This is a genomic window from Halorubrum rutilum, from assembly GCF_024494565.1.
In genome coordinates this window covers 176,980-202,768 of the sequence record NZ_JANHDN010000002.1, presented here as the reverse complement: position 1 = coordinate 202,768, position 25,789 = coordinate 176,980, and the positions used below count along the sequence as shown (strand labels likewise).

Sequence of the window (25,789 nt, the reverse complement as noted above, 5' to 3'; positions counted from 1 at the left end):
AAACCGCCGCCGGGATCGCTCTGAGAAAGCGTAACTGGTATAAGTTTATCCATCGGCGTCGAACGTCGGGTCCTCCTCGGAGATCATCGGGCAGTTCCGCACCCGGAACTCGTCGAAACCGACCGCCTCGACGATGCTCGTCCCCTCGTTGTTACACGCGACCTCCGGCGGCGGGGTGAAGTGCGGGCACTGCTGGCAGTACGTCCGCTTCGAGACGACGTGCTCGGCGTCGCCCTCGCCGGGCGCGGACACTGCCTCGCCGGGCGCGTCGGCGACCCCGGCGTCCGAGTCGAGGGACTCCCAGACGTCCTCCTCGGCCGCGCCGCCGACGTCCATCCGCTCGAACGCGTCGTCGAGGTCGCCCGAGTCGGCGGGGCCGAGCTCGTCGAAGGGGTCCGAGTCGCCCGAGTCGTCCGGGTCGAGAGGGTTTCCGACGGCGGACGGACCGGATCCGAGACCGGCCGCGTCGCGGTCGGAGTCGGCGGCGTCGCGGTCGTCCGGACCGAAGCCGTCGAAGTCGGAATCGTCGGATCCGGCCCCCCCGAAGTCGTCGGAGCCGTCGGCGTCGACCCCCGCACCGAGTTCGGCGAAGGGGTCGTCGATCTCCGCGGGCTCGTCGATCCCCGCGCGGTCGTCGCCCTCGGAGGGGTCACCGAGGGCGTCGAACGGGTCGTCCTCGCCGTCCCCGTCGGCGTCGTCCCGCGGTCCGTCTCCATCGTCGCTCATCGGTCGCCTCCGGGGTCTCGGGTGCTCACGTCGCCCGTCTCGTCGTCGACGTCGCCGTCGAGGGCGGGCTGCTCCGCGGCGACGAGCCGCGAGGTGCCGAGGAAGCCGGGGTTCGGCTCCAGCTCGGCGAACTCCCGGCCGCAGTGGGGGCACTCCGGCTCCGTCAACAGCCCGACGTCGACGGTCTCGCCGCAGTCGGTGCAGGCCGCCTTCCGGACCCCGTTCCGGTTCGCGGTCGCCGACAGCGCGTCGAGCCGCTCGCGGTCGGCGCGGTCGCGCTCGGCCGCCTCCAGCCGCCGTCGGACCCGGACGACCGCGCTCGCGACGCGCGAGAGCTTGTCGTCGAGCTCCTCCGCGTCGAGCTCGTCGACGCGCGCCTCCAGCTCGGCGAGGTCGTCCACGCGCGCCTCGACGCTCGCGAGCCGGTCGTCGAGCTCGTCGACGCGCTCCTCGACCGCGTCGTCCGCGGTCGACCGCGCCGCCGCGTCCGCCTCGACCTCGTCGAGCCGCTCGGCGATCCCGTCGAGGTCGGCCGCGAGCGCGTCCAGCCGCTCGGCCGTCTCGGGGTGCGCGTGGTCGGCCGGCGCCGTCGCCTCCAGCTCGCGGTAGAGCTCGACGAACCGCTCCCGGAGGTCCCCGACCTTCTCGTCGACCTCGGCGTCGAGGGCATCCAGCCGGGACTCGAGCGCCGCCACCGCCTCGGCGTCGGCCACGTCGACCCCCTCTGCGTCCGCGAGCGCGACGATCGCGCGCTTCAGGAGCTCCTCGCGGCTCACGCCGGCCTCGTCGGCGGCGGCCTCGACCGCGGCGTCGACCGTCCCGTCGGTCGGATCGAGGTCGCTCATCGGGTGGCCTCCGTCATCTACGACTGATTTAGGGGGGAGACTTAAGTAATCTGTCGCGTCGTTCTCCGGATCGATACTCGGCGTCGGAGCCGGTCGGGCGCGCGGTCCGGTCAGGAGCCGAGACTCCGTCGGGGCCGCGATCCCGTCGGGAGCCGCAACCCCGTCGGGAGCCGTCCCGCCGATCGCCGCGTCGAGGCCTCGTCACCGGATCTTCCGCACGTCGCTGATGTCGAAGCCGCCCTCGTGGATCTCGGTCTCGAACCGGACGATGTTCTCGGCCTCCAGCCGGGACAGGACGCCGCGGAACTCGCGGACGAACATCGTCCGAGCGCGCTGCGAGCCGCCGCTCTCCCACGTGAACTGGAGGGTGCCGCCCGCGGCGTCCATCAGGGCGCCGAACTCGCGGTCGGAGATCGAGTCGGTGTTCACCAGCACGAGGATGAGCCCGCCCCACTCGTAGGCGGCCTTCTTCAGCCCCTTCATCACCATCGCCACGTCGCTCCACTCCGTGTCCTCGTCGACCATCGAGACGAGGTCGGTGACGGAGTCGATACAGACGAGGCTGCCGTCGGCGTTCGCCGAGAGGTAGTCGCCGAACGCCGTGAGCACGTCCTCGTACTCGCCGCGGTCCCCGAGCTCGGTGATCGACGCCGTCTCGTCCTCGTACCAGTCGCGGGGGATCGGGCTCAGCTGGAAGTACTCCGGCGAGAGGTCCCGGAAGGCGATCTCGCCGATCGCGGCGTCGACGATCTCGTCGGCCATCGTGTACCCCATCTCGCGGGTGAGCGCGTCGGTGTCGGCGGTGAACGAGAGGTAGTGGACCTCGCGGGGGAGCTCGGCGCCGGCCGGGAGGTCGCCGTAGTAGAGGTCGAACAGCTCCGCGTCGGCGCGTCCGAGCGCGTTCATCGCCGCGCTGGTGTAGCAGAACTCGCGCGCGCCGGCCCCGGACTCGCCGGCGAGCAGCACGACGTTGCCCGGCGGCGCCCCGCCGCCGAGGATCGAGTCGAGGCGGGCGACGCCGAACGGAACGCTCGTCATGTCCCGTACGGGGTCGCCGCCCCGCTTAGTGTTGTTGCTCGTGGGGAGACGCGGTCGACGAGGGAGGAGTGCGAGGCGGGCGACGACCTCCCTACCCATTCAGCCGCGCGCCGCCGTCGGCCGCGCGGACGACCGCGACCGACCCGGCCACGCCCGCCTCCGCCAGCGCGCGCTCGCCCGCGGCCGCCGCGGCGTCGGCGTTCGCGGCGTCCGTGACGCCGTACACGGTCGGGCCCCACGAGGACTGGCCCGCGCCGAACACCGACGCCGACGCCGACAGCGACGCCACCACGTCGCCGACCGGCGGGCGGTAGACGCCGCCCTGCTCGTCGGCGTACCAGGCGCCGTTGAGTCGGCCGATCTCCGCGACCGCGGCGCCGAACCGCTCGGCGTTCCCGGTCGCCACCGCGGGGAGCACCCGCCGGGTGACGATCCCGCCGATCCGGTCGGCGAGCCCGGGGTCCGCGCGCTCGACCGCGGTCCGCATCGCGTCGTCCTCGGCGTCGCCGCTTCGGCCTGGGGCGACGTCGGGACGCACGAGCAGGAACCGCCAGTCGTCGGGCACGTCGTGGCGGGCCGCCACCGGCGGGACGGTCCACTCGCCGTCCGCGGGGCGGTCGGTCGTGAACCGGGCGGTCGGGTGGCCGGCGTCGAGGACGAACCCGCCCGCCTCGAAGGTCGCGACGCCGACGCCGGAGCGCCCGCCGCGGCCGAGCGCCGGCGCGCGCTCGCGGACCTTCGGTTCCTTCCCGTGAGCGACCGCGATCGCGGCCAGGGTCGCCGCGGCCAATTGGGTCCCGCTCCCGAGGCCGGCGTGACGCGGGAGCGACTCGCGGACGGTGACGCGCGCGCCGTCGACGCCGAGTAGGTCGACGGCGGTGCGGGCGTAGTCGCGGACGTCGGCGGCGATGACTGCGTTGGTAGGATCTGAGTCCGTGGAACCGGCCGCGGGGTCGTCCCCATCGACCGTTTTGACCGTCACCGACTCGGCCGGCTCGGCGTCGACGACGACCCGCGGCTCCGCGAGCCCGAGGCCGAGGGCGCCGTACAGTCGCTCGTGCGAGAGGCTGAGGTTACAGAAGCCGAAGTGGAGCCGGGCCCCGGCGCTCGCGCGTGCCATTGCGTTTCGTCCGCTACGAGAGCGACCGGTAAAGGGGGCGCGACAGTGGCGGGCGTTGCCCCCGACTGCGCTCACCACAATTTGGTCGATCCGGGAATAGCGGGGAATGCCGAATCGGTGACCGCTCGTTTACAAACAGTTGACGACGGATCGACTGTGAACACCTCCAAAGCCCCAGCCGCGACGGCTCGCGCGGCTTGCTGCGCGCTTCGGTCGCTCGCTGCGCTCGCTCCCTGCAGTGCTTACTGCGCCGTGCGTCGCCCTCGCGGCTGCCCCTTTGAGTCCCGCCCCGCACCGCAACTGCACAGCGCCTCACACCTCCCCAGCCTCGCGGCTCACGACTCGCGGCTTCGCCGCTCGCGTTCGCCGCGTCCCTCGCGCGTGCGGTTCGCGGCCTCTCGGCCGCTCACCGGCACGCGCCACCGCACCGCCGTCTGTTAATAAATGGCCGCCTCGTTACTTACTCCTGCCAGTCCGGGTTCGCGCGCGGCGGCGAGAAGATGTCGTACCCCACGACCGTCTCGTCGCCGTCGTTGCGCGCGGCGTGCGGCTCGCCGCCCGGGATGGCGTACGTGTCGCCGGCCTCGACGACCAGTTCCTCGCCGTCGACGACGAAGGTAAGCGCGCCCTCGGTGACCGCGCCGACCTGTTCGTGGGGGTGGTCGTGCTCGGGCACCGTCGCGCCCGGCTCGATGACGAAGCGCTGCACGCTGGTGTCCTCGCCGACCGCGCCCTGGGTGAGGAACACGTCGTCGACCGCCTCGACCGCCTCGACGTCCGCGTCGGGTACGACGTCCATAGGAGAGCCGGCGGCCGGGAGCGACTTAAACGGGACGGGTAGGGGGTGAGTCGGCTACGGGAACGGGTGGTACTCTTTCTCCAGCTCGGGCTCGAACCCCATCGACCGCGGCACGTCGCGGGCGCGGTCGCCGAAGAAGGCGTCGGCGGTGAAGAGGGGCTGCGCGCCCGGCACCAGCACGCGGACCGCCTCGAACCCCATCCCGGCGAGGTCGCGGGTCGTGACGCGGGCGACGAACGGCTCCAACCCGACGGTCTCGACGCGGTCGACGACGGCCTCCAGCTCGTCGATCCCGGAGCGGTCCGGCTCGCCGAGGGCGTCGGCGGCGACGCTCGCGTCCGGGTCGAAGAACGCCCGCGTCTCGTCGGGGAAGTCGGCGTGATGGCCGATCGCGGCGCCCTCCTCCGCGGCCGCCTCCGGCCCCATCGACCGGAGCTCCGTCCAGTTCTGGAGCGCCTCCGCGAGCGCGCTCCGGGCCGCGGCGACCGGGTCGAGGTCGGCGCCCGACCCCGCCGCGAACCGCGGCCAGTCCCCGTCGCGGTGAACGCCGACCGCGACGACGGGCACGTCGACGTCGGTCGTCACGAGCAGCGGCGTCACGGAGAGCGACTCGGCCCGCGCGCGCTTCTCCAGCTCGGCGAACGTCGGGTCGTCGACCGCCAGTCCGAGCGGCTCCGTCGTCGAGTACCAGCTGATCATCGTCGCGTCGCGCTCTATCGCCTCGTACAGCCCCGACAGCGCGGCCTCCGGCCCGGAGTTCCCGAGTCCGAGCCCGGTCGTGATCGCGGGGCGGTACCGGCGCTCCGGCGGCGGGAAGTGGACGAACTCCGCCGGGAGGCTCGCGGGCTCGCCGGTCCCGAGGGACTCGCCAGTCACCCACGCGAGCCGGTCGTCGCGGTCGTACGCCTCGCGGTCGTCGGGGCGCACGAACGCGTCGGGCGTCACCGGGTTCGCGACGTTCGCGGCCGGCGCGCGCGTGAACGACGCCTCGCGGTAGACGCCCGCCGCGTACCGCTCTAACCCCTCGCCGAGCGCCTTCATGAACGCCGCGTCCCAGCCGGCGGCGACGCCGCCGCCGAACTCGGCGGCCCGGGCGTCGGAGAAGGGGGTCGTGTCCGCGACGCGCGCGACGTAGTACGGCACCGGGAACGACTCCCGCTCGCCGACCTCGGAGAGCGCCCCGATCCGGGGGTCGACCGCCCGCTCCGCGCGGTCGATCGACTCGTCGAGCGCGCGGTCCGCGCCGTCCCGCGGGAGCGCGTCGCCGGGGTCGTCGCCGCAGTCGCAGCCGGGAACCGGGAGGAGGGTCCGCTCCGCGCCGGGCACCTCGACGACCGCGTCGGCGACCCGGTCGCCGGCGAGGAGCCGGATGACGCGGCGCCCGGCGAGCGCGCCCGCGTAGCGCACGGCCGACCGGCGGCCCTGCGCGGCGTCCGCCGGCTCCGCCCCGCCGCTCGCGACCCGAGCGCGGAGGCAGTCGTAGCAGGCCTCGTCGAAGACGGTGACGGCGGCGTCGACGCCGTCGAGGGGGACCCCGCCGAGCCCGCCGACCTCGATCGCGACCCAGCGGTCGAGGGCGTCGTTCGCGGCCGCGAACGCGGACGAGCCGGCGGTGTCGGCGACGACGGCGAGGTCGAAGCCGTCCAGCAGCCCCGGCTCGACCGGCATCACGTTCACGTCGACGTCGCCGAGCGCGGCCCCGACGGCGTCGACCGCGGGGCCGTCGCCGACAAGTGCGATGTCCATGCCCCGTCCGACGCGAAGCAGCGAAAAAAAGGCGCGGGTCGCGGCGTCGGCGGAAATCGAGGTCCTCTACGCCAGCAGGTCGCTCGCGACCGCGGCGAGCTCGTCGGCGTCGACGCCGTGGAGGCGCTCGTCGCCGAGCTTGAGCCGGAGCCGCGGGCGACCGACGTCGATCGGGACCTTCTCGGTGTCGATGACCCCCTGGTCCTCCAGCCGGGTCTTCGTCCGAGAGAACGTCGCCTTCGAGGCGATCCCGACGTCCTCGCCCCACTTCGAGATGTCGTAGAGGAGCACGTCGTTCTTCGCGGCGACGAGCAGCGCGACGGTCACCTCGTCGAGCGCGGCGTCCGCCGACTCCATCGACGCGAGCACGGCGTCGAAGTCGTCGCGGGCGTCCTCGCCGATCTCGGCCGCCATCGTCTCCCGGACGCGGCCGAGCGCCGGGGTCCGGAGCCCGTACTCCTCGGCGGCCTCGAAGGCGTCGCGGTGCGTCGCGAACACCTCGTCGACGAAGTCGCCGTCCTCGGTCGAGAGCGCGGCGACGTGCTCGCCCGCGCTCACGAGGACGACCACCCGCGAGGGCGAGACGAACAGCGCGTTGTCGACGTCGGCCGAGAGCACGCGGAGGCCGAGCGAGCCGTCGGCGACGAGGTCGGCCGCCTTCGACGCGACGAGGAAGTCGTCGGTCACGTCCTTCAGCGTGCGTTCGTCCGCCAGCATCGACAGGGTCGGTAGGTCGTCGCGGCCGGTCGCGGCCTCGACGAGCGATACGATCGTCTCCGCGGACGGGTCGACAACGAGGAGCTCCTCGTCGGCGCCGGCGAAGGCCGTATCGAGGACGTTCTCGACGTCCGTCTCCAGTAAATTCGATACCATATTTATCTCTCCGGATAAAAGCCAGATGTCTATTTAATATTAACGGGATTCGAAGAGTGAACAACGGGCTTTCAGCCTCTGAGCCGCCCGAAAACGGCGGATTCGCGGATTAGGGCTGATATCGGCGGGAGGGGTGGGTCGGAGGTCGGGAACCGGGCGGCGCGCGGCGAGAGCGGAGACGGCGCGCGGCGGGGGAGGGGACCCCCCGAGCGCGGCGAGGGCGACGCCGCGACGGAAGGATTAATGCGCGATCGCACCCGCGTTCGTACATGGACAACGAGCACGTCCGGGAGGTCGATCCGGCGGTCGCCGACGCGCTGGCCGGCGAGCGCGACAGACAGGAGCAGACGCTCGCGATGATCGCCAGCGAGAACCACGTCAGCGAGGCGGTACTGGAGGCGCAGGGGAGCGTCCTCACGAACAAGTACGCAGAGGGGTACCCGGGCGCCCGGTACTACGCCGGCTGCGAGTACGCCGACGAGGTCGAGGAGCTCGCGATCGAGCGCGCGAAGGAGCTGTGGGGCGCCGACCACGTCAACGTCCAGCCGCACTCGGGGACGCAGGCGAACCAGGCGGTGTACTACGCGACGCTCGACCCCGGCGACAAGATCCTCTCGCTGGAGCTGAGCCACGGCGGCCACCTCTCACACGGCCACCCCGCGAACTTCACCGGCCAGATGTACGAGGTCGAGCAGTACGAGGTCGACCCCGAGACGGGGTACATCGACTACGAGGGCCTCCGGGAGACGGCCGAGGAGTTCGAGCCGGACATCGTCGTCTCCGGCTACTCCGCGTACCCCCGGACCGTCGACTGGGAGGAGATCCAGGCGGCCGCGGACGCGGTCGACGCCTACCACCTCGCCGACATCGCCCACATCACCGGGCTCGTCGCCGCCGGCGTCCACCCCTCGCCGGTCGGCGTCGCCGACTTCGTTACCGGCTCGACCCACAAGACGATCCGGGCCGGCCGCGGCGGGATCGTGATGTGCGACGCGGAGCACGCCGACGACATCGACAAGGCCGTCTTCCCCGGCGGGCAGGGCGGCCCCCTGATGCACAACGTCGCCGGCAAGGCGGTCGGGTTCAAGGAGGCGCTCGAACCCGAGTTCGAGGACTACGCGCGCCGCGTGGTCGACAACGCCGAGGTCCTCGCCGAGACGCTTCGGGGGCACGGCCTCTCTCTCGTCTCCGGCGGCACGGACAACCACCTCGTGCTGGTCGACCTCCGCGACTCGCACCCCGACCTGCCGGGCGGCGACGCCGAGGACGCGCTCGCGGCCGCGAACGTCGTGCTCAACGGGAACACCGTCCCCGGCGAGACGCGCTCGCCGTTCAACCCCTCGGGGATCCGCGCCGGCACGGCCGGCCTCACGACCCGCGGGTTCGACGAGGCGGCGATCGAGGAGGTCGGCGACCTCATCTACCGCGTCGTCGACAACGTCGACAGCGACGACGTCATCTACGAGGTCGGCGAGCGCGTCGTCGAGCTCTGCGAGGCGAACCCGCTGTACGAGTGAGGGCCTCGTCGGGGTCGCCGACGCGTCGCCGTCGGGCGAGACCGCTCCGCCCGACCGAATCCGTGCGTACAAAGTAGGGGCGTCTCGGACTGGTCGACATGGCCGACTCGTCGTTCCTCTCGAACCGCCTCGACCGCGCCGCCGCCCCGTTCGTGATCGGCGACCTGCTCGCGCTGATCGTCATGCTGACTCTCGGAACGTTGAACCACACCTCGGTCGAGTTCCTCGCGGCGAACCCGTTATACCTGCCCGGCGTCTACGCGCCGTTCCTGATCGCCTGGGGCCTGGTCGCGCCGGTCGTCGGCGCGTACTCCGCCGGCGCCGCGGAGACGGCGAAGTCGTCGGTGCCGCTCGCGGTCCGGTCGTGGATCCCGGCCGCCGTCCTCGGGCTGGCGCTCCGCGCGTTCGTCTTCCGGGGCGGCGCCGAGCTGAGCTTCGCCGTCGTCATGCTCGTGGCGGGATCGGTGTTCCTCGGCGGCTGGCGCGCGCTGTACTTCCGCCTCCGGTAGACCGCCGGGATCGGCGGCTTCGACCGTCGACCGCGCGGGTTTCGGATCGGCCCGCTGCGTCGCTTTCGGACTTCAATTCTCGCGTCGCTCTCGAACTCCATTCCCCGCGTCGGTCCCGAACGCTATCCCTCGGGTCGGCCCCGGCTCAACCCGAGTGTAGTCCCCACCTCTCTGTCGCCGCTTCGCGAGGAATACGTCTGCATAACTTATGAGAACGTTTGAAGTGATCACGTGAGGTGTCACGGGGAACCCTGAGAAAAATTTAATAGTGATTCCGTAGTAGTGTCAATCGGAGCATGACTGGGTACTACGACTACGTTCTCGGGCTCATTCCGGCCGCGTTGATCGGTGTGACCGCCTTCCTCAACCTGGTCGGGCTGTCGTTGACGGCCGCGCTTCCCGGGGGCGCGCTCGTCGCGGGGGGCGTCATGGTCCACGCGATGTTCGTCCGGAACCCAGTCGAGGACGTTCGCGGCGGCGTCGACCGGTCCGCGGCCGGCTCCGTCGGCGACTCGCTCGACCGCGCGGTCGAGGGATCGCGGACCGGCCGGTCCGGGGCCGGCGGGTCCGACTGACGGGCTCGGGGCCGCGTGTCGACGAGCGCGCTCGATAGCGACCGGTCCCCGGCGCGCTCGACCGCCGGGCCGGCGACGCCGCCTCGCGTTCCGGTTCCCTGTACGGTTTAGTCCCCCGCACCCGAGGGGACCGGTATGACAGAGACGCTGTTCCTCACGAGCGCCGACGTCGACGACCTCGCCGAGCCGGCGGAGTACGTCGCCGCCGTCCGCGACGCGTACCGCCAGGTCGGCGAGGGCGCGCCCGCGGAGCCGCGGACGAAGCTGCTCAACCGCGACCCGCCGGGGATGCTGACGACCTACGCCGCGCTGCTGCCGGAGACGGGCGCGATGGGCGGCTACACCTACTCCGCGGGCTTCGGCGCCGGCGACGCGTGGTTCGTGACGCCGCTGTTCGACGCGGAGTCAGGCGAGCCGCTCGCGGTGCTCGACGGCGCCTCGATGAACCCGTTCAAGACGGGGGCCGCGGGGGCGACCGCGGTCGACGCGCTCGCCCGCGACGACGCGACGGAGGTCGCCGTGATCGGGAGCGGCGCGCAGGCCCGCGGCCAGCTCGCGACGACCGCGACCGTCCGGGAGTTCGAGTCGGTCCGGGTGTTCTCGCCGACCGCCGAGCACCGCGAGGCGTTCGCCGAGGAGTTCGCCGACCGGATCGACGCCGCGGTCTCGGCGGTCGACAGCGCGAGCGCGGCGGTCGCCGGCGCCGACGTGGTGATCACGGCGACGAACGCGAGCGGCCCCGTGATCGACGACGCCGACGTCGAGCCCGGGACGCACGTCACGGCGATGGGGCAGTACCACCCGGAGAAGAACGAGCTCCCGCCCGAGCTGGTCGCCCGGGCGACGTACGTCCCCGACATCCGCGAGCGGGCGGCGCAGGACGCGGGGTCGTTCCTCGCCGCGGTCGAGGCCGGGCTCGTCGACGAGGACCACGTCGCGGCAGATTTGGGTGAGGTCGTCGCCGGCGAGCATCCGGGCCGGACGAGCGAGGAGGAAATCACGGTCTTCGACTCCGGCGGGACCGGAATCGAGACCGTGGCCGCCGCGCATATGCTATATAAGCGGGCGAGCGAGAGGGGACGGGGTCAGACGATCGAGCTCGCGCCCGCGAGCGAGGCGCTTACTGGAGAGTGAACTGACGGGGATGTCGCTTCGGTGACTGCGAGGCCGCTCCGAGTGCTCATTTACAAATAACCGACAATGAGTTGACGGTGAACACCTCCAAAGCCCCAGCCGTGAGGCGTGCGCACGCTCGCTGCGCTCCTCGTCACTCGCGTTGCTCGTTCCTGCGGTGCTCGCGTCGTCATCAGAACGCGAAGCGTTCTGATTGGCTCACGAGAGCGGAGCTCTCGTGAACGCCTCCGCACGCCTCACGGCTGCCCTTTGAGTCCCGCCCAGCACCGCCCCGCACCGCTCCGCACGGCACCTCACTCCTCCCCAGCCTCGCGGCTCCCTTCGGTCGCCGCGTCCCTCGCGCGGGCGGTTCGCGGCCCTACGGGCCGCTCACGGCACGCGCCACCGCACATCATATATAAACAGGCGTTGCGTCGCTCTCGACGCTCACTCCAGCCGATATCGCAGGATCGCGGCGATCCCGCCGAGGTTCGAGAGCTGCTCGCCGGGGGCGAACTCCGAGGAGAAGACGACCACGTCGCCGCCCTGCTGCTCGACCGACTCGATCACCTCGTTGACGTCGATCGGCCAGTCGCCCTCGTTCTGTCGCTCCTGCCGGAGTCGCTCGTCGACCACGAGGAGCGTTTCGATCGCGCCGAACTCGGCGGCCTCGGCCACGTCCTCGGGGCCGTACGTCGCCTTCGCCCCCTGCGCGATGTTCTCGGTGAGCTCGTCGATGAGGCTCGCCTCCTTCGAGATCCGCGTCTCCTTCTGCACCTCGTCGACCGCGCCGCGCTTCAGGACCTCGTGGACCCCGCGGTCGCCCGCGGCCGAGGTGTCGACGGTGGTGATCCGGTCGGGGAGGTCGCGGTACTCCTCCTCGACGTAGTCGCGCGCGTCCTGCTTCGTGAACCCCGGCCCGGCGAGGATGACGGCGTCGGCGTCGAGGTGCGCGAGCGCCTCGCCGAGCTCCGCGAACAGCTCCTCGCGGGGCCGCGAGTACTCCCCCTTCCCGGTCGGCTTCGTGAACGAGGCGTACTCCTCGGTGCCGTACTGCTGGACCGTGTGGACGTAGGCGGCCCCCTCCTCGACGGTCGCGATGGCGACGTCGGGGTTCTCGGCGGCCTCCGTCGCCTCCTCCAACCGCTCCGTCTGGTCCGGCTTGAAGTGCTTCTCGACGGTTATCTCGTCGTGCGCCTCGACGTTGAGCGTGTGGTGGGCGTTGAGCTGGTCCTCGCGGGAGCAGGCGACGATCACGCCGGAGACGCGGAGCCGGTTGGCGAACCGGGCGAACTCCACGTCGTCGACCTCCAGCGTGACGAACAGGTGCTCGCGCTGGCCGCCGGTGTCCCGCATCTGGTCATCGTTCCGCTGGATCCGGCGGGTGGTGTCGCCCTCGACGAGGTCCCCCGGTTCGAGGACGTGCGCGAGGTGCCAGAGGTCGTCGACGTTCTCGGGGACGAGCGTGAGCCGCTCCCGGCCCTCCTCGCCGTAGCCCCGGTCGGAGATGCGCATACGCGACCGTTCGCCGCCGCTCGTATCAACTCTTGTCTTCCGGGCCGACGCCGGCGCCCCACTCGAAGCCGCCGTCGACCGGCGGTCGCCGCCTCTCACCGTCGCCGCCGGTCGAGGGGCCGCGCTCCTCGCCGTCGACCTCGACGTTCCACTCGAAGCCGTCGGCGTCCCCGACGCCGCCCGCGTCGCTCGGCGGCGCTCGGTCGTCCCCGAACGGGACCGTCCGGCCGGTCTGTACCGACGCCGGCGCCTCGGACATCGCCCGGCGGAACCCGCCGTCGAGGCGGTCCGGAGCGCGTTCGACGACCGGTGCGGACGACGCCGAAGGGGCGGCCGTCTCGACCGGCTCCGCGGCGCCGAACCCGATCGCTCCCGCGGCGCCGCGGCCGTAGAGGGCGTGCGCGACGACCCGCGCGGCGAAGACGAACGCGACGCCGACCGCGAGCGGGACGAACGGCGCGGCGAGCGCGTACCCCGCGCCGAGCGCCGCGACCGCGACGGCCCACGCCGTCGCGTACTCGCCCGACCCGGCGACGGCGGCGACCCGCCCCGGACGGAGACCGTCGCGGAGCCGCCCGGACGCGGCGAACGCGGCCAGCGCGGCCGGCCTGACGTACGCGAACGCGAGGAGGTACGCCGCGGCGGCGACCGCCAGGGACCCGCCGCCGGCGACGGCGACGGCGGGGGCTCCGGCCGGGCCGAGCGCGCGCTCCGCGAGGTCGAGCGCCGGCCCGAGGTCGACGAGCCCCGCTTCGGCGACGAACCCGGCGAGCGCGGCGGCCGCGACGAACAGCGCCAGCGGCGCGAGCAGCAGCGCGCTCAGCAGGGCCGACTTGAGCCCGTGTCGGTAGAGCTCGTTCCACCCGACGAACGGGGGCGCGCCGTCGCGGTTCCCGGCCGCGCCCCCGGCGGCGACGACCCGGGCGAAGTACCCGCGGGCGACGAAGGCCGGCGCGAGCGCGAGCGGCGCGAGGACGGCCAGCGGGGGGAACAGCAGGGCGCCCGCGACCCACGCGGGCGTGACGACCCACGTCAGGAGGGTCAGGAGGCCGCCGACGACGAGGACGCCGAGGGCGTCGGGAGACCGCGACAGCGCCGACGACACGCCCCGGATCATATCCGATCCTGTTTCGCGACGGCAATAAAGGATGTCCGGTCGGCGACCGCGTCGGGTCGACGCCCGTTCCGATCGCGTCGGATCGGGGACCGTCCCGGCCGCGTCGGGGGGCCGTCCCGATCGCGTCGGCTCGGCGAGTCCCGGAGCAGCGAACCCGAAACGCTGCCTCCCGAGCGTTTATATGATTTCACGGAGTACGACAGACCGGCCGCGCGGGACAATCGTGTGCCTCTGACAACTCCGATTACGGCCGCCGTCCGCGGCGGCCGCTCCCCGTCCGCGGCTTTCGCCGGACCGGCCCGCTCCCTCCCCCCGCGAGCGACGCCGGTAGCGATTTATCCCGCCCGGTCGACCGTCCCGTATGACCGGCGACGAGCAGACGGCCGAGGTGGAGCCGGCGCTCCGCAGCTACGGGATCAGCGTCGAGGAGATCGACGGGGGGGACCCGCTGGATCTCACGTACATGACGGCGTTCCCCGGGCGCGAGGTGCACCACGGGGAGATCGGGCGCGCCCTCAACGCGCTCATCGACGAGGCCGAGGCCGACGAGTGGGAGCCCGTCCGGGTCGAGGCGACGGTCGTCCGCGCGCCCGGCGACGTCCTCGGGACGTGGCGCGCCGAGCCGGAGTGGTTCGAGGCGCTGGCCGCGTACGAGATCTCGGAGACGGAGTTCTCCTCGCGCGTGCTGGAGACGCTGTCGCACGCGGACGAGCCCGCGGAAGCGAACGGCGACGCCGACGACTCCGCCGCGGCGGACGGCGACGTTGACCCCGCCGACGGCAACGACTCCGCGGCGTCCGGGGACTCGACGTGACCCGACGGAAGCCGGTGAACCGCGCGCAGCGCCGGCTCGACCGGCCGCCCCGCGAGCGGTTCGCCACCCGCGCGCTCGCCTTCGAGGTCGACGGCGACACCTGCCGCGGGACCCTCTACCTGCCGGGCGGCGACGCCGGCGATCCGCCGGCGATCGTGATGGCCCCCGGGCTCGGCGCGGAGCGGACCTTCGGCTACCCGGCGGTCGCGGAGCGGTTCGCCGACGCCGGCTACGCCGCGTTCTGCTTCGACTACCGCGAGTTCGGCGCCTCCGACGGCGACTCGCAGGCGGTCCGTCCCGCCGCCCAGCGCGCCGACTACGCGGCCGCGATCGACCGCGTCCGCCGCGTCGACGCCGTCGGCCCCGACCTCGTGCTCTGGGGCGCGTCGCTGTCGGCCGCGCACGTGCTCACGCTCGCCGCCGAGCGCGCCGACGTCGACGCCGTGATCGGCGCGGTCCCGATGCTCGACGGGCGGGCGATCGCCCGTCGCCGAGGCTGGAAGTACCTCGCGCGGTCGGGGGCCGCCGGGCTTCGCGACCTGATCGGGAACCGGTTCGGCCGCGGTCGGACCGTCCCGATCGTCGGGAGCGCCGAGGAGCTCGCGGCGATCACGGAGCCGGGGACGAAGCGGAAGTACCTCGACCTGGTCGACCGGGAATCGACGTGGCGCAACGAGACGCCGGCGCGGTCGCTGCTGCGCGTCGCGAGCTACCGTCCGGTCGAGCGGCTCGGCGAGATCCGCGCGCCGACCCTCCTCCTGGCGGGGACCGACGACGCGATCGTCGACAGCGAGGCGGTCGTCGACGCGGGCGAGGCGCTCTCGCGCGGGACCGTCGTCACGATGCCCGCGGACCACTTCTCCCCGCTCGGCGAGGACTTCGAGCCCGCGGTCGGGCATCAGCTGTCGTTCCTCAAAGACGCGCTGGAGTGACCCCCTCCAGTGGTTCGACCCGAGTCAATCCCCGGCGGTGGCGCGTGCCTCCGAGGCCGCCTCGCGGCCGAGGCGCGACGCGCCTCTGGCAGCCGGCGGCTCCGCCGCCGGCGACGAGGCTGGGGAGGCGTGAGGCGCGGTGCTGTGCGGGCGGAACTCAAAGGGGCACCGCGAGGAGTGCGCAGGCGACGCAAGCAGCGTGGCGCTACGCGCCACTGGCAGCCGGCGACGGAGTCGCCGGCGACGCCGCAACGAGGGCGCGAACGAAGTGAGCGACCGAGTGAGGCGCACAGCGAGCGTGCGCACTCCTCGCGGCCGGGGCTTTCGGAGGTCCTAGCAGTCTCGTCGGTAGCAACGGTGTATCGCCGAGCAGTCGGGGCTTTTGGAAGTATTGACCGCCGATCCGCCATCACTCACGTATAGTCGACCGTTCGTGACTCGTTCGCGTGGTCGCTCCCGTCTCTGACGACCGCTTAAGTGCTCGGACGACGCACTCACGCCCATGACCACGGTCGCGCTGCTGAGCGTCGCACCGGTGATCGAGGGGAGCATGGCCGGCGAGGTCGCGAAGGCCGTCGCCGCGCTCGACGAGTTCGACGTGAGCTACGAGACGAACCCGATGGGCACCGTGATCGAGGCCGACGACGCCGAGACGGTGTTCGCCGCGGCCGCGGCGGCCCACGGCGCCGTCGACGGCGACCGCGTCTCGACGGTGCTGAAGATCGACGACAAGCGGACCGCGGAGACGAGCGCCGACCGGAAGGTCGAGGCCGTCGAAGAGGAGCTCGGGCGCGAGGCGAAGCGGGAGCGCTGACCGGGTCGGAACTCCGACCGCGACCGAGCGAATTCGCCGGTGTGTATTCGTTAGTGGTATTAGTAAGTAATTACACGTGCGGGTATGGCGATACTGGTCACCGGCGGCAGTCGCGGAATCGGACGGGCGATCGCGGTCGAGCTGGCCGAGCGCGACGTGGTCGTCGACTACCGGTCGGACGAGGAGGCCGCGGCCGAGACGGCGGAGCGCGTCCGCGAGGCGGGCGGCGAGGTGGTCACGGTGCGGGCCGACGTCTCCGAGCCCGCGGCCGCGGACCGGCTGATCGAGCGGGCGGTCGAGGCGTTCGGGTCGCTCGACGCGGTCGTCAACAACGCCGGGATCGCGCGCCCGAACCGCCTTGAGGAGACGAGCGACGCGGAGTGGGAGTCGGTGATCGACACCAACCTCTCCGGGGCGTTCCGCGTCACCCGCGCGGCGGCGCCGCACCTCCGCGAGAGCGGCGGCGACGTCGTCTTCCTCTCCAGCGTCGGCGGCACGCTGGGGACGGTCGACGCGAGCTACGCGGCGAGCAAGGCCGGGCTCCACGGGCTGACTCGCGCGCTCGCCCGAGAGCTCGGCCCGGACGGCGTGCAGGTCAACGCCGTCGCGCCGGGCCCCGTCGAGACCGACCTCAACGACGTCATCTTGGAGTACCTCGAAGCGATCGAGTTCCGCGGCCACGAGAACGTCGACACGCACCTCCCCGAGTACGCCTGCGAGCCGGACGACGTGGCCGACGCGGTCCGCTACCTGATCGACAACGGGCACGTCCACGGCGAGATACTGGAGGTCGACGGCGGGATGCACCTCTGACGGCCCGGGGGGACTGGCCGGACCGGATCGATGCGGACCGCACCGACCGGATCGATGCGGACCGCACCGACCGGATCGATGCGGACCGCACCGACCGGCCCGATCCGGCCCGCCGATCGGTCGAGTCGCCGCGTCAGCCCTTGATGTTACAGACGGGGAACGTCCGCGCCACCTTGTCGCCGATTCCCAGCTCGTCGCTCACGCGGATCACCTCGTCGATGTCCTTGTAGACGCCGGGCGCCTCCTCGGCGATCGTCGCGCCCGACTGCGCCTTCACGTAGATCCGCTGTCCGTCTTCGAGGTCGTCCTGCACGTCGCCGCCCCAGAACTCCTGTTTCGCCTGCGTCCGGCTCATCAGCCGGCCGGCGCCGTGGGCGGTCGAGCCGAACGAGACCGACATCGACTCGTCGCCGCCGCGGAGGACGTACGACCCGGCGCCCATGCTGCCGGGGATGATCACGGGCTGGCCGACGCCGCGGTACGCCTCGGGCACGTCCCCGTGGCCCGCGGGGAACGCGCGCGTCGCGCCCTTCCGGTGGACGTACAGTTCGCGCTCCGCGCGGTCGACCGCCTCGTCGCCGACCGCGGGGAGCCCGTCGGCGTCGACGCCGACCTCGTGGGTCTCCTTCTTCGCGATGTTGTGCGCCACGTCGTACAAGAGCTCCATCCCGAGGTCGTCGATCGGGTCGGCGTCGAACACCTCGCCGAACGTCTCGCGGGTCTGATGGGTGATCAGCTGGCGGTTCACCCACGCGAAGTTGATGCACGCGCCCATCGCCCCGTAGTACTCGTCGGCCAGCTCGGAGCCGGCGGGCGCGGCCGCGAGCTCCTTGTCGGGCAGCGAGTCGAGCAGGTCGCCGTGCTCCTTCTCGATCCGCCGCAGGTAGTCGTTACACGTCTGGTGGCCGAGCCCGCGACTCCCGCAGTGGATCAGGACGACGATCCCGTCCTCCGCCAGGCCGTACGCCTCCGCCACGTCCTCGCGGAACACGTTCGTGACGCGCTGGACCTCCAGGAAGTGGTTGCCCGAGCCGAGCGATCCCATCTGGTTGCGCCCGCGGTCCATCGCCTTCTGGGAGACGTACTCCGGCCGGGCGTCGGGGCGGCGTCCCTCGTCCTCGCAGCGCGCGAGGTCGCTCTCGATCCCGTACCCCTCATCGACGGCCCACTCGACGCCGCGTTCTAAGGCGCCCTCGATCGCGTCGGCGTCGCCGCCGATCACGCCGCCGCCGCCCAGCCCCGAGGGGACCGCCTCGAAGAGGGCGTCGACGAGCTCCTCCTCGCGGCCGCGCACGTCGTCGTAGGTGAGGTTCGTGTTCACCATTCTGACGCCGCAATTCACGTCGTAACCGACCGCTCCGGGCGAAATACAACCGATACGGGCGTCGATGGCTCCGACGCCGCCGACGGGGAAGCCGTACCCCTGGTGGCCGTCGGGCATACAGAGCGCGGGCTCGACGATCCCCGGGAGGTGCGTCGCGTTCTTCAGCTGCTGGAGCGAGTCGTCGTCGCCGATCGCCTCCAGCAGCGACTCGCTGGCGAGAACCCGCGCGGGAACGTTCATGTCGCCCTCGCGGGGGATCTCCCAGACGTGCTCGCGCACCTTCTCAAGCCGGATCCCGTCGAACTCGCGCGTGGTCATACCCCGCCGTTCGACGCGGGGGGGCAAGGGCGTTGCGAGAGGCGGACGCGGGTCGACGGCCGTCACGGGTCGCTCGCGTCGAGCGCGGCGACCCGCCTACCGGTCGACCGGGTCGAACGGCAGCCAGCCGATCGCGCCCTCGGCGAGCGTGAGCGCGGCGAAGACGCGACCGAGCACGAGCCCGTAGATCAGGTGCGCGACGGCGATCACCGCGCCGAACTCGAAGCTCGCCGTGAGCCCGGGAACCGGCAGCGTGGGGACCGGCAGCGACGTGGCCCCTTCGAGCGCGATCGCGGTCGGCAGCAGCAGTCCGCCCGTGATCACCCCGAGCAGCGCCGAGTGGACGACGCCCAGTGAGAGGCAGCCGCCGACGTCGGCCCGGAGGTCGTCGAAGAACGCGCGGTCGAAGACCGCGGCGAACAGGGCCCCGAAGAGGGCGCTGTTGAACAGGTGGACCGCCCAGCCGACGAGGACCGCCTCGACGCCGACGAGCGCGCCGATAGTCGGCATGAGCCCCAGTATCCCGTGTAACACGACGCCCATCGCGACGCCGGCGACGAGGCCGCCGAGCGCGCCCGCCCGCCAGCGCCGGTCCGCCGTCGCCGTCGCTCCCGTTTGTGACATACGGTAACAAGGAACTCGGTACTGAAAATCGTTTCCACCGATCTCCGTTCTATCGGGGTTCCGTCCCCGTTCAGACGTCGAACACGACGTATGCGTACCACCCGTCGTCGCGGCGGTCGAGGGCCATCTCCGAGTAGGTGACCGCCTTGATCTCGCGGGCCGCGACGTCGCCGAGCGGGACGCCGCGGGCGGACGCCTCGACGGTCCAGGCGTCGGTGTCGTCCGGGTCGTTCGGGTCGTCGCTCTCGGAGCCCTCGTCGTCGGGCCCCGAGACCGCACACCGGTGGTCGGCCGGGAGGACGAGCCGCACGTCGCGCTCGTAGATAAGACGGTCGAGGTAGTCGAAGAGGAGCGCCTCGCGGCCCTCGGCGGTCACGGTGAACTTGAACCGCTCGCCGGTCTCCGGGACCGCCTCACAGCTCGCGGCGGTGAGCCCGTCGGCGACCGACTCGAACAGCGCCGCGAGGGTCGGCGCGGTCGCCTCGACCGCGACGTCGGCCGTGTGGTCCCGGAGGTCGAAGGTCACGTCTCGTCACCGGGCTCGTCGGGCGCGATCCGCTCGTCGCTCCGTCCGCTCCGACCGCCGTCGCGGGGACCGCGACCGCCGCCCCGGTCGCCGCCCGGCGCGTCGCTCGGTCGGTCGGTCTCGCCGCCCGACCGCTTGGCGACGTCCGACGTGGAGGAGTGGTACGAGCCGATCGGGCCCTCCGGATCGGGCTCGCGAACCTGCGACGGCGACACGCCGTCGGCGTCGGCGGCGGCGCGTTCGAGGGCGACGCCGCTCGTCACCAGCGCCCGGATCCCCTCCTCGACGCTCAGGTCGACCTCGACGATCCGGCGCTCGGGGACGAACAGGACGTGCCCGCCCATCACCGGGTTCGGGGCCATCGGCATGAACAGCGTCCGCATCTCCCCGCCCTCGGCCGGACCGGCGACCCTGTCCGGGGTGTCGCTCGTGACGAACGCGAGGGTGTAGACGTCCTCGGTCGGGAACTCGACGAGGACCACCTCCTGAAAGTTGCCGCCGTCCGACTCCAGCATGGCGTCGCTCATCTGCCGGAACCCCTGGTAGACGGAGCCGACGCCGGGGATCTGCTCGATGGCGTAGTCGGCGTAGTCGACCGCGCGCTCGCCGTACCGCGTCGACTCGACGGCGAGGCCGATGAGGAGGATCGTCCCGACGAAGACGACCGGCGTGGCGACCTCGATGGCGACCTCGCGGTCGACCGGGAGCGCCGACGGCGGCAGCAGCGGCAGGATCGCGGTGGAGAAGGCGTCCAGGTAGTCGTAGATCGCGTTGAAGACGAACCCCAGCACCGCGAGCGTGATGACGGAGGGGACGATGACGGCGACGCCGGTCAGCAGGGCCCGTCTGAGGCGCCCGCGGTCCGGCGGGGACTCGGCGGCCATTATCAGCTTCCACGAACGACCGACTCAAAACGCTTCCGTCGGTGAGCGGGGCCACGAGGGCGCTCCCCGGAGCGGTCCGACCGCAACCCCACCCGGGTCCGACGCGCCTTTTTAATTGATGACGCGGTGGCGCGTGCCGGTGAGCGCCGCAGCGCGGCGCGAACCGCACGCGCGAGGGAGTCGGTCGCCCGGAGCAACGCGGAGGGCGACCGACGAGGCTGGGGAGGCGTGAGGCCGCGGTGCTGTGCGGGGCGGGGTGGGACTCAAACGGGCAGCCGCGACGACTCGCGCGGCTCGGTGCGCTCCTCAGTCGCTCGTTTCACTCGCTTCTTGCGGTGCTATCGTCGCCGTGCTTCGTCGTCGCGGCCGGGGCTTTGGAGGCGTTCACCACCGATCCGAAGTCATCTATTTACGAATAAGCAGCCGGGATTTCGTGGGCGTTCTCCGCATCGTCGTCACCGGTTACTCTTAAATAAACAGCATATGCGATCGAGCGCAGTCAGGGAAGCTAAACCGCTCGACACCCTATCGCGACGCATATATGCAGTTCTGCGACGACTGCGGCTCGATGATGGTCTCCGTCGACGGGGAGATGGTGTGTCAGAACGACGACTGCGGCGCCACGACCGAGCGCGACGAGTCGCTCGCCGCCGACTTCGAGTCGACCACGGAACAGACCGGCGACGAGGTGATCGAGACGGAGGAGGGCGCGAACTTCGAGGGGAAGCCCACCGCGACCGACGTCGTCTGCGACGAGTGCGGCCACGGCGAGGCGTGGTACACGATCAAACAGACCGGCGCCGCCGACGAGCCGCCGACGCGATTCTTCAAGTGCAAGGAGTGCGGTCGCCGCTGGCGCGGCTACAACTGATACGTTCCGACCCGCCGCCCTCGGCGGCACTCAGTCGGGGCATCGTCTCGATACCGTCACGCGATCGCTCTCGGTCCACGAGGCGATCCCCCGCTTAGCCGAGCCGGCCGACGCCCTCCCTCAGTCGAACCGACCGCGCCGGTACTGCACCGGCCACTCGACGTCCGCGCCGAGCTCGTGGGCCGCCTCCAGCGGCCAGTACGGGTGCCGGAGCATCTCGCGGCCGAGCGCGACGAGGTCGGCCCGCCCGTTCCGGACGAGAGCGTCGGCGTGCGTCGGCTCCGTGATCCCGCCGACCGCGGCGACGGGCACGTCGGTGCCCTCGCGGATCGCCTCGGCGTACGGCACCTGGTATCCCGGACCGGTTTCGGGGAGCTGCTGGTCGGGGTGGATCCCGCCGCCGGAGACGTCGACCAGGTCGGCGCCGGCCTCCGCGAGCAGCGGGGCCAGTCGCACGGAGTCGTCGACGTCCCACGAGTCGCGGTCGGGCAGCCAGTCGGTCGCGGAGATCCGGACGAACACCGGCTTGCCGTCGGGCCAGACGTCCCGCACGGCCGCGACGACCTCGCGGACGAGCCGCGTCCGGTCCGCGAAGCTCCCGCCGTACTCGTCGTCGCGGTCGTTGGTGACCGGCGAGAGGAACTGGTGGAGCAGGTAGCCGTGGGCCGCGTGGACCTCGGCGATCTCGAAGCCGGCGTCGAGGGCGCGCGCCGCGGCGTCGGCGAACGACTCGATCACCTCGTCGATATCGCCGTTGTCCATCCGGCGCGTCGCCGCGGGCTCGCCGGTCTCCGCGCGGTCGCCGTCGGGGTACGGCGCGTCGCTCGCCGATATCGTCTCCCACCCCGCCGGGTCGTCCTCCGGGATCGGGTCGCCGCCCTCGGCCGGCGGCCGATGCGACCCCTTGCGGCCGGCGTGCGCCAGCTGGATCCCGGGCGTCGCGCCCTGCGACCGAACGAAGTCGACGATCGGCTCGATCGCCTCGGCGTGCTCGTCGGACCAGATCCCGAGGCAGCCCGGGGTGATCCGGCCGCGCTCCTCGACGGCGGTCGCCTCGGTCATCACGGCGCCGGCCCCGCCGACGGCGCGCGAGCCGAGGTGGATCCGGTGCCAGTCGTTCGCGAGCCCGCCGTCCGCGGAGTACTGGCACATGGGCGACAGCATCACGCGGTTCCGAAGCTCGGTGTCGCGCAGCGTCAGCGGCGTGAAGAGCGAGTCCGTCATCGTCAGTGTCGAGGGGCGCCGCCGGGTAATGGGCTCCGATCCCCCGCGCGGGTCGCCGCGATCGGACCGGACCGCCGACCGCGGCGCGGCGGACCGCGGCGCGGCGGGCCCGGCTCCGCGCGTCGCGGTCGCGGCGCGCGGGGTTTAGGTCGACCGAAACCTATAACCTCCCGTACCCCTGACGAGGTGGTAATGAGCACTGGGGACCGGATCGAGCGCGGCGCCGAGGAGTCGGCGGACGCACGGCCGATCGTCGCGGCGAGTCGCTGCTCGCCCGACCGAACCGTCTTCGCGGAGCAGGGCAACACGGACGCGTGGATCGCGACCGACCTCACGGTCGATCTGGAACGGTAGCGCGAGCCGAACGGAGCGGCCTCTCTTCCCCTTCCGACCGACCGATCGAACGGTTACTCGGCGGCCTGAGGACCCCGGGCGACCGCTCGACGATCCCCGTTACTCGATGTCGGGCGCGCGCTCGCCGGCCGGCACGACGATCTCCAGCCAGTTCTCCTCGGGCGGGAGCGGGCAGGCGAACGCCTCGCTGTACGCGCAGAAGGGGCTGTACGCGAGGTTGAAATCGAGGGTGACGACGTCGCCGTCGGCGAGCTCGCCCTCCGGCTCCAGCTCCATGTACCGGCCCCGATGGTACGTCTGCTGGCCGGTCGTCTTGTCGCGGAAGGGGACGAAGATCTCGCCGTCCTCGCCCGCCTGCCGGTAGCCGGCGAGCGCGTGTTCCTCGCCGTCGACCTCGAACGCGAAGGTGACGACCCGGAGGTACCGGACCGGGTTGCTCGCCGTGGTCTCCATCTCGACGGGCTCGGGGTCGTCGTGGACCGTCACGGTCGCCTCGACGCGGTACGTCTCGTCCGGCGGGAAGTAGTCGAGCCCGTCGAACCCGTCGCGGTGCTCGGGCGGGATCGGCGACTGCGGGTGGTCGGCGAAGAACTCGTCCTTCTCGCGGCGGTTGGCGCGGAGGCGCTCGGCGTACTCGTCGGTCATACCTGGCCCGAGAGGCGCCGGCGGCTTCAGGGCCGCGGTTCGGGCGGGCCCGGAGGCTCACGGGGTGCGCCGGCTCTCAGGGTCGCCCCCGCCGGATCCCGGAGTCGCCCTCGCCGACTCCCGGAGTCGCCCTCGCCGACTCCCGGAGTCGCCCCCGCCGGATCCCGCGCCGTCCCGCTCCCTCCGAAGGAGGGCGGCACCGCGTTTTTGTCTCCGAAGCGCGTAGATTCGAACGGTGGTGGTACCATGATCGGCGACCAGTGGCAGTTCGGGATCCTGATCGGATGGATCGCGATCAACGCGCTGCTCGCGTACTCCGGGTATCGCCTCCGCGAGCGACGCGCGGCGACCGGAACCGGCGCGCCCGGCGGCGGCGCCGACCCCGTCGACGCCGACGACGGCGTCGTCGAGTGCCCCGACTGCGGCACCGCGAACGAGCTCGGCTATCGCTTCTGTCGGTCGTGCGTGAGTGAGCTGCCGGGGACGATGGCGTTCGACCGCGACGCCGACGGCCCGCTCGGTCGCGTCGCCCGGTGACGACCCGTCGCCGTCGTCTTCTTCGTCGCGGACCGACGACGGTCAGAGCGTCCGCCGGCGGTCAGAGCGCCCGGCGGCGGTCAGAGCGCCTGCAGGTCGGCGAGGCAGTCGTCGAGGTCGCGGGTCGACGTCGCCAGCGAGAAGCGGTCGACGCGCGCGAGGTCGGCGGCGTGCTCCCACAGGTCCTCGGCCTCGATCCCGTGGAGGACGACCGCGTTCGGCGTCGGGCTCACGACGCGGAGCGCGACCAGCGGCGACTCGCCGCGGGTCACGCCCGTGAACACGAGCGCGCGGTCGGTCGACTGGCCGTACAGCCGGTAGAACTCCTCGCTTGAGAGCCGCGTGATCGCCTCGATGGAGTTGATCACGGTGTGGCCGTTGACGGTGTCGCGATCCCCGCGGACGACCTCCGTGGCGTCCATCGCCTCGTAGAACTCCCCGACCGGCACCGCGGTGGCGTACTCGCGGAGGTCGTGGACGATGTCGCTCTCGAAGCCCGCCGAGAGCACGCGGGCGTACTGGCGGAGGCGCCCGCCGCCGCGCCGCTCGTCGATGTCCAAGAGCCCGTCGACGATCCGGCGCACGACGCCGATCCCGGGGCTCTCGCGTCGCCCGCTCTCGTAGTCGGAGATCACCGACGAGGAGACGTCGAGCTGGTCGGCGAGCTCGGTCTGTGAGACGTCGAAGTCGGTCCGCCACTTCCGGAGCGTCGCCCCGGGGTCGTCGCTGAGCGTTATCTCGCCGGCGATCCGGCGAGAGAGCTCCTCGCGTGCGTCGCTCATTACCCGGTCCGAGGGCGGAACGCCGCAAAAGGCTACCGAAAACGGGGTTCGTCGGACGTCGACATCCCTCCGCGGACTCGACGGTGGTCCCGGGGCGAAACCACGCCCCCCAAGAGCGACGCCGACGGCGTCACTCCACGTACAGCGAGTAGACGATGACGCCGAAGCCGACCGCGGTCAGCAGGCTGTTGATCGCGATCCCGACCGCCAGGGACGCGCCGATGACCTGGTGGGAGACGCCGCCGATCAGCGCGCCGACGGTCACGATCCCGAAGCCGATCCCGAGCGCGCGCAGCGAGGGGTCGCCCGTCCTGCCGTACGCGCGGAGCGCGTAGTAGGTGATGCTGCCACCGAGCACGAGGATGGCGGTCTTTGCCACGATGATGGCGAGGTCGATGTGCGTTGTCATGTTTCCTCTCGCAGTTCCGACCACAGGTCGGCCAGCCGTTCGTCCCGCGTGCGCTCCGGGCGGGAGAACTCGACGGTGAGCTCGCGGGGGGCGTCTCCCCCCTCGTCCGCGTCGTCGATCGAGACCGTCACGGCGTCGAACGAGACGGAGTAGCGCGTGGTGTGCTGTCCGTCGCGGCGGATGTCCGTCGACTCCCGGAGCAGGGAGGCGTCGGTGAGCTTCTCTAGCTTCCGGTACGTCGTCGACAGGGGGATGTCGCACTCCTCGGAGAGGTCGCTCGCCGTCTTCGGCTCGGTGAGCGCCGCCACGATCCGGCGCGCGGCGTCGTCGGCCAGCGCGTCCAGCACGTCGTCGACCGACGGGGGGTCCTCCTCGCGCGACGGGTCCCGCACCATGGCTTCCACTTGGATCCCCCCGCGTCTTAA

At 72.1% G+C, this 25,789-nt stretch carries 29 protein-coding genes; 11 read left to right on the top strand and 18 right to left on the bottom strand.

Features of this window, described 5'->3' with window-relative positions:
- Positions 1-45: 45 nt before the first annotated feature.
- From NO900_RS04505 to tbsP, 7 genes are all read right to left on the bottom strand, one after another.
- A complete protein-coding gene (locus tag NO900_RS04505; protein ID WP_256408026.1) occupies positions 46-726 on the bottom strand; it encodes a DUF8135 domain-containing protein in 681 nt (226 codons plus the stop codon).
- Positions 723-1,571 carry a hypothetical protein gene (locus tag NO900_RS04500; RefSeq protein ID WP_256408025.1) on the bottom strand — a complete coding sequence of 283 codons (849 nt, stop codon included), beginning with the start codon at positions 1,569-1,571 and terminating at the stop codon, positions 723-725. Before NO900_RS04500 ends, NO900_RS04505 begins: the two co-directional genes overlap by 4 nt.
- Positions 1,572-1,772: 201 nt before the next feature.
- Positions 1,773-2,609 (bottom strand): RAD55 family ATPase, encoded by an 837-nt coding sequence (locus NO900_RS04495; protein WP_256408024.1) that lies wholly within the window; start codon positions 2,607-2,609, stop codon positions 1,773-1,775.
- A gap of 91 nt (positions 2,610-2,700) precedes the next feature.
- Positions 2,701-3,729, bottom strand: coding sequence for a beta-ribofuranosylaminobenzene 5'-phosphate synthase family protein (locus NO900_RS04490; RefSeq protein WP_256408023.1), 1,029 nt, complete (start codon positions 3,727-3,729; stop codon positions 2,701-2,703).
- A gap of 460 nt (positions 3,730-4,189) precedes the next feature.
- Complete coding sequence (locus tag NO900_RS04485; protein WP_256408021.1) at positions 4,190-4,528, bottom strand: cupin domain-containing protein; 339 nt, start codon at positions 4,526-4,528, stop codon at positions 4,190-4,192.
- A gap of 54 nt (positions 4,529-4,582) precedes the next feature.
- Positions 4,583-6,274, bottom strand: coding sequence for a YcaO-like family protein (locus tag NO900_RS04480; protein ID WP_256408020.1), 1,692 nt, complete (start codon positions 6,272-6,274; stop codon positions 4,583-4,585).
- Positions 6,275-6,340: 66 nt separating this feature from the next.
- On the bottom strand, positions 6,341-7,147 hold the full coding sequence (gene tbsP / locus NO900_RS04475) for a transcriptional regulator TbsP (protein ID WP_256408019.1): 807 nt from the start codon (positions 7,145-7,147) through the stop codon (positions 6,341-6,343).
- Positions 7,148-7,416: 269 nt separating this feature from the next.
- On the opposite strand from tbsP, the gene glyA reads away from it, so the two are divergent.
- From glyA to NO900_RS04455, 4 genes are all read left to right on the top strand, one after another.
- Positions 7,417-8,664 (top strand): serine hydroxymethyltransferase, encoded by a 1,248-nt coding sequence (gene glyA / locus NO900_RS04470; protein ID WP_256408018.1) that lies wholly within the window; start codon positions 7,417-7,419, stop codon positions 8,662-8,664.
- A 98-nt stretch (positions 8,665-8,762) separates the two neighbouring features.
- Positions 8,763-9,173 carry a DUF3054 domain-containing protein gene (locus NO900_RS04465; protein ID WP_256408017.1) on the top strand — a complete coding sequence of 137 codons (411 nt, stop codon included), beginning with the start codon at positions 8,763-8,765 and terminating at the stop codon, positions 9,171-9,173.
- Between the two features lie 296 nt (positions 9,174-9,469).
- Positions 9,470-9,748 (top strand): DUF8015 family protein, encoded by a 279-nt coding sequence (locus NO900_RS04460; RefSeq protein WP_256408016.1) that lies wholly within the window; start codon positions 9,470-9,472, stop codon positions 9,746-9,748.
- A gap of 135 nt (positions 9,749-9,883) precedes the next feature.
- A complete protein-coding gene (locus tag NO900_RS04455; RefSeq protein WP_256408015.1) occupies positions 9,884-10,882 on the top strand; it encodes an ornithine cyclodeaminase family protein in 999 nt (332 codons plus the stop codon).
- Between the two features lie 426 nt (positions 10,883-11,308).
- Here NO900_RS04455 and NO900_RS04450 read toward each other — a convergent pair whose 3' ends face one another.
- Together NO900_RS04450 and NO900_RS04445 are read right to left on the bottom strand one after the other, a co-directional pair.
- On the bottom strand, positions 11,309-12,376 hold the full coding sequence (locus NO900_RS04450) for an mRNA surveillance protein pelota (protein ID WP_256408014.1): 1,068 nt from the start codon (positions 12,374-12,376) through the stop codon (positions 11,309-11,311).
- 25 nt (positions 12,377-12,401) lie between these two features.
- The gene (locus NO900_RS04445; RefSeq protein ID WP_256408013.1) at positions 12,402-13,493 is read right to left on the bottom strand and encodes a DUF4013 domain-containing protein; all 1,092 of its coding nucleotides are present in this window, start codon (positions 13,491-13,493) and stop codon (positions 12,402-12,404) included.
- A 361-nt stretch (positions 13,494-13,854) separates the two neighbouring features.
- Between NO900_RS04445 and NO900_RS04440 the strand changes: the two genes are divergently transcribed.
- The 4 genes from NO900_RS04440 to NO900_RS04425 all read left to right on the top strand — a co-directional run bounded on the left by NO900_RS04440 (position 13,855) and on the right by NO900_RS04425 (position 16,866).
- Complete coding sequence (locus NO900_RS04440) at positions 13,855-14,307, top strand: DUF8159 domain-containing protein (RefSeq protein WP_256408012.1); 453 nt, start codon at positions 13,855-13,857, stop codon at positions 14,305-14,307.
- The gene (locus NO900_RS04435; RefSeq protein ID WP_256408011.1) at positions 14,304-15,239 is read left to right on the top strand and encodes an alpha/beta hydrolase; all 936 of its coding nucleotides are present in this window, start codon (positions 14,304-14,306) and stop codon (positions 15,237-15,239) included. Before NO900_RS04440 ends, NO900_RS04435 begins: the two co-directional genes overlap by 4 nt.
- Positions 15,240-15,741: 502 nt before the next feature.
- Positions 15,742-16,053: a thiamine-binding protein gene (locus NO900_RS04430; RefSeq protein WP_256408010.1), complete on the top strand. Its 312-nt coding sequence runs from the start codon at positions 15,742-15,744 to the stop codon at positions 16,051-16,053.
- Between the two features lie 84 nt (positions 16,054-16,137).
- Positions 16,138-16,866: an SDR family NAD(P)-dependent oxidoreductase gene (locus NO900_RS04425; protein WP_256408009.1), complete on the top strand. Its 729-nt coding sequence runs from the start codon at positions 16,138-16,140 to the stop codon at positions 16,864-16,866.
- 133 nt (positions 16,867-16,999) lie between these two features.
- Here NO900_RS04425 and NO900_RS04420 read toward each other — a convergent pair whose 3' ends face one another.
- From NO900_RS04420 to NO900_RS04405, 4 genes are all read right to left on the bottom strand, one after another.
- Positions 17,000-18,508, bottom strand: coding sequence for an RtcB family protein (locus NO900_RS04420; RefSeq protein ID WP_256408008.1), 1,509 nt, complete (start codon positions 18,506-18,508; stop codon positions 17,000-17,002).
- Between the two features lie 96 nt (positions 18,509-18,604).
- Positions 18,605-19,132, bottom strand: coding sequence for a hypothetical protein (locus NO900_RS04415; RefSeq protein WP_256408007.1), 528 nt, complete (start codon positions 19,130-19,132; stop codon positions 18,605-18,607).
- Between the two features lie 70 nt (positions 19,133-19,202).
- Positions 19,203-19,658: an archease gene (locus NO900_RS04410; RefSeq protein ID WP_256408006.1), complete on the bottom strand. Its 456-nt coding sequence runs from the start codon at positions 19,656-19,658 to the stop codon at positions 19,203-19,205.
- Positions 19,655-20,542 carry a DUF502 domain-containing protein gene (locus NO900_RS04405; protein ID WP_256408005.1) on the bottom strand — a complete coding sequence of 296 codons (888 nt, stop codon included), beginning with the start codon at positions 20,540-20,542 and terminating at the stop codon, positions 19,655-19,657. The genes NO900_RS04410 and NO900_RS04405 overlap by 4 nt, the downstream gene beginning before the upstream one ends.
- 541 nt (positions 20,543-21,083) lie before the next feature.
- Between NO900_RS04405 and NO900_RS04400 the strand changes: the two genes are divergently transcribed.
- Entirely contained in the window at positions 21,084-21,413 is a 330-nt protein-coding gene (locus NO900_RS04400; RefSeq protein WP_256408004.1) for a transcription factor S, read from the top strand.
- 120 nt (positions 21,414-21,533) lie between these two features.
- Here NO900_RS04400 and NO900_RS04395 read toward each other — a convergent pair whose 3' ends face one another.
- Entirely contained in the window at positions 21,534-22,637 is a 1,104-nt protein-coding gene (locus NO900_RS04395) for an NADH:flavin oxidoreductase/NADH oxidase (protein ID WP_256408003.1), read from the bottom strand.
- 192 nt (positions 22,638-22,829) lie between these two features.
- Here NO900_RS04395 and NO900_RS04390 point away from each other — a divergent pair, with 192 nt between their 5' ends.
- Positions 22,830-22,991 (top strand): hypothetical protein, encoded by a 162-nt coding sequence (locus NO900_RS04390; RefSeq protein WP_256408002.1) that lies wholly within the window; start codon positions 22,830-22,832, stop codon positions 22,989-22,991.
- 99 nt (positions 22,992-23,090) lie between these two features.
- Here the strand turns inward: NO900_RS04390 and NO900_RS04385 are convergent, their stop codons facing one another.
- Positions 23,091-23,636 carry a DUF1684 domain-containing protein gene (locus NO900_RS04385; RefSeq protein WP_256408001.1) on the bottom strand — a complete coding sequence of 182 codons (546 nt, stop codon included), beginning with the start codon at positions 23,634-23,636 and terminating at the stop codon, positions 23,091-23,093.
- Positions 23,637-23,882: 246 nt separating this feature from the next.
- Between NO900_RS04385 and NO900_RS04380 the strand changes: the two genes are divergently transcribed.
- Positions 23,883-24,173: a DUF7577 domain-containing protein gene (locus NO900_RS04380; protein ID WP_256408000.1), complete on the top strand. Its 291-nt coding sequence runs from the start codon at positions 23,883-23,885 to the stop codon at positions 24,171-24,173.
- Between the two features lie 80 nt (positions 24,174-24,253).
- Here NO900_RS04380 and NO900_RS04375 read toward each other — a convergent pair whose 3' ends face one another.
- The 3 genes from NO900_RS04375 to NO900_RS04365 form a co-directional block, all read right to left on the bottom strand.
- Positions 24,254-24,955 carry a helix-turn-helix domain-containing protein gene (locus NO900_RS04375; protein WP_256407999.1) on the bottom strand — a complete coding sequence of 234 codons (702 nt, stop codon included), beginning with the start codon at positions 24,953-24,955 and terminating at the stop codon, positions 24,254-24,256.
- Between the two features lie 130 nt (positions 24,956-25,085).
- Complete coding sequence (locus NO900_RS04370) at positions 25,086-25,364, bottom strand: DUF7521 family protein (RefSeq protein WP_256407998.1); 279 nt, start codon at positions 25,362-25,364, stop codon at positions 25,086-25,088.
- On the bottom strand, positions 25,361-25,759 hold the full coding sequence (locus NO900_RS04365) for a winged helix-turn-helix domain-containing protein (RefSeq protein WP_256407997.1): 399 nt from the start codon (positions 25,757-25,759) through the stop codon (positions 25,361-25,363). Before NO900_RS04365 ends, NO900_RS04370 begins: the two co-directional genes overlap by 4 nt.
- Positions 25,760-25,789 lie beyond the last annotated feature (30 nt).

Excerpts from the sequence above, each read along its gene's own strand:
- NO900_RS04490 (WP_256408023.1), bottom strand. The coding sequence starts at position 3,729 with ATGGCACGCGCGAGCGCCGGGGCCCGGCTCCACTTCGGCTTCTGTAAC.
- glyA (WP_256408018.1), top strand. The coding sequence starts at position 7,417 with ATGGACAACGAGCACGTCCGGGAGGTCGATCCGGCGGTCGCCGACGCG.
- NO900_RS04445 (WP_256408013.1), bottom strand. The coding sequence starts at position 13,493 with ATGATCCGGGGCGTGTCGTCGGCGCTGTCGCGGTCTCCCGACGCCCTC.
- NO900_RS04415 (WP_256408007.1), bottom strand. The coding sequence starts at position 19,132 with ATGTCACAAACGGGAGCGACGGCGACGGCGGACCGGCGCTGGCGGGCG.
- NO900_RS04385 (WP_256408001.1), bottom strand. The coding sequence starts at position 23,636 with ATGACCGACGAGTACGCCGAGCGCCTCCGCGCCAACCGCCGCGAGAAG.
- NO900_RS04395 (WP_256408003.1), bottom strand. The coding sequence starts at position 22,637 with ATGACGGACTCGCTCTTCACGCCGCTGACGCTGCGCGACACCGAGCTT.
- NO900_RS04430 (WP_256408010.1), top strand. The coding sequence starts at position 15,742 with ATGACCACGGTCGCGCTGCTGAGCGTCGCACCGGTGATCGAGGGGAGC.
- NO900_RS04425 (WP_256408009.1), top strand. The coding sequence starts at position 16,138 with ATGGCGATACTGGTCACCGGCGGCAGTCGCGGAATCGGACGGGCGATC.
- NO900_RS04485 (WP_256408021.1), bottom strand. The coding sequence starts at position 4,528 with ATGGACGTCGTACCCGACGCGGACGTCGAGGCGGTCGAGGCGGTCGAC.
- NO900_RS04500 (WP_256408025.1), bottom strand. The coding sequence starts at position 1,571 with ATGAGCGACCTCGATCCGACCGACGGGACGGTCGACGCCGCGGTCGAG.
- NO900_RS04370 (WP_256407998.1), bottom strand. The coding sequence starts at position 25,364 with ATGACAACGCACATCGACCTCGCCATCATCGTGGCAAAGACCGCCATC.
- NO900_RS04440 (WP_256408012.1), top strand. The coding sequence starts at position 13,855 with ATGACCGGCGACGAGCAGACGGCCGAGGTGGAGCCGGCGCTCCGCAGC.
- NO900_RS04375 (WP_256407999.1), bottom strand. The coding sequence starts at position 24,955 with ATGAGCGACGCACGCGAGGAGCTCTCTCGCCGGATCGCCGGCGAGATA.
- NO900_RS04480 (WP_256408020.1), bottom strand. The coding sequence starts at position 6,274 with ATGGACATCGCACTTGTCGGCGACGGCCCCGCGGTCGACGCCGTCGGG.
- NO900_RS04365 (WP_256407997.1), bottom strand. The coding sequence starts at position 25,759 with ATGGTGCGGGACCCGTCGCGCGAGGAGGACCCCCCGTCGGTCGACGAC.
- tbsP (WP_256408019.1), bottom strand. The coding sequence starts at position 7,147 with ATGGTATCGAATTTACTGGAGACGGACGTCGAGAACGTCCTCGATACG.
- NO900_RS04405 (WP_256408005.1), bottom strand. The coding sequence starts at position 20,542 with ATGGCCGCCGAGTCCCCGCCGGACCGCGGGCGCCTCAGACGGGCCCTG.
- NO900_RS04495 (WP_256408024.1), bottom strand. The coding sequence starts at position 2,609 with ATGACGAGCGTTCCGTTCGGCGTCGCCCGCCTCGACTCGATCCTCGGC.
- NO900_RS04390 (WP_256408002.1), top strand. The coding sequence starts at position 22,830 with ATGAGCACTGGGGACCGGATCGAGCGCGGCGCCGAGGAGTCGGCGGAC.
- NO900_RS04455 (WP_256408015.1), top strand. The coding sequence starts at position 9,884 with ATGACAGAGACGCTGTTCCTCACGAGCGCCGACGTCGACGACCTCGCC.
- NO900_RS04460 (WP_256408016.1), top strand. The coding sequence starts at position 9,470 with ATGACTGGGTACTACGACTACGTTCTCGGGCTCATTCCGGCCGCGTTG.
- NO900_RS04450 (WP_256408014.1), bottom strand. The coding sequence starts at position 12,376 with ATGCGCATCTCCGACCGGGGCTACGGCGAGGAGGGCCGGGAGCGGCTC.
- NO900_RS04380 (WP_256408000.1), top strand. The coding sequence starts at position 23,883 with ATGATCGGCGACCAGTGGCAGTTCGGGATCCTGATCGGATGGATCGCG.
- NO900_RS04465 (WP_256408017.1), top strand. The coding sequence starts at position 8,763 with ATGGCCGACTCGTCGTTCCTCTCGAACCGCCTCGACCGCGCCGCCGCC.
- NO900_RS04505 (WP_256408026.1), bottom strand. The coding sequence starts at position 726 with ATGAGCGACGATGGAGACGGACCGCGGGACGACGCCGACGGGGACGGC.
- NO900_RS04400 (WP_256408004.1), top strand. The coding sequence starts at position 21,084 with ATGCAGTTCTGCGACGACTGCGGCTCGATGATGGTCTCCGTCGACGGG.
- NO900_RS04420 (WP_256408008.1), bottom strand. The coding sequence starts at position 18,508 with ATGACCACGCGCGAGTTCGACGGGATCCGGCTTGAGAAGGTGCGCGAG.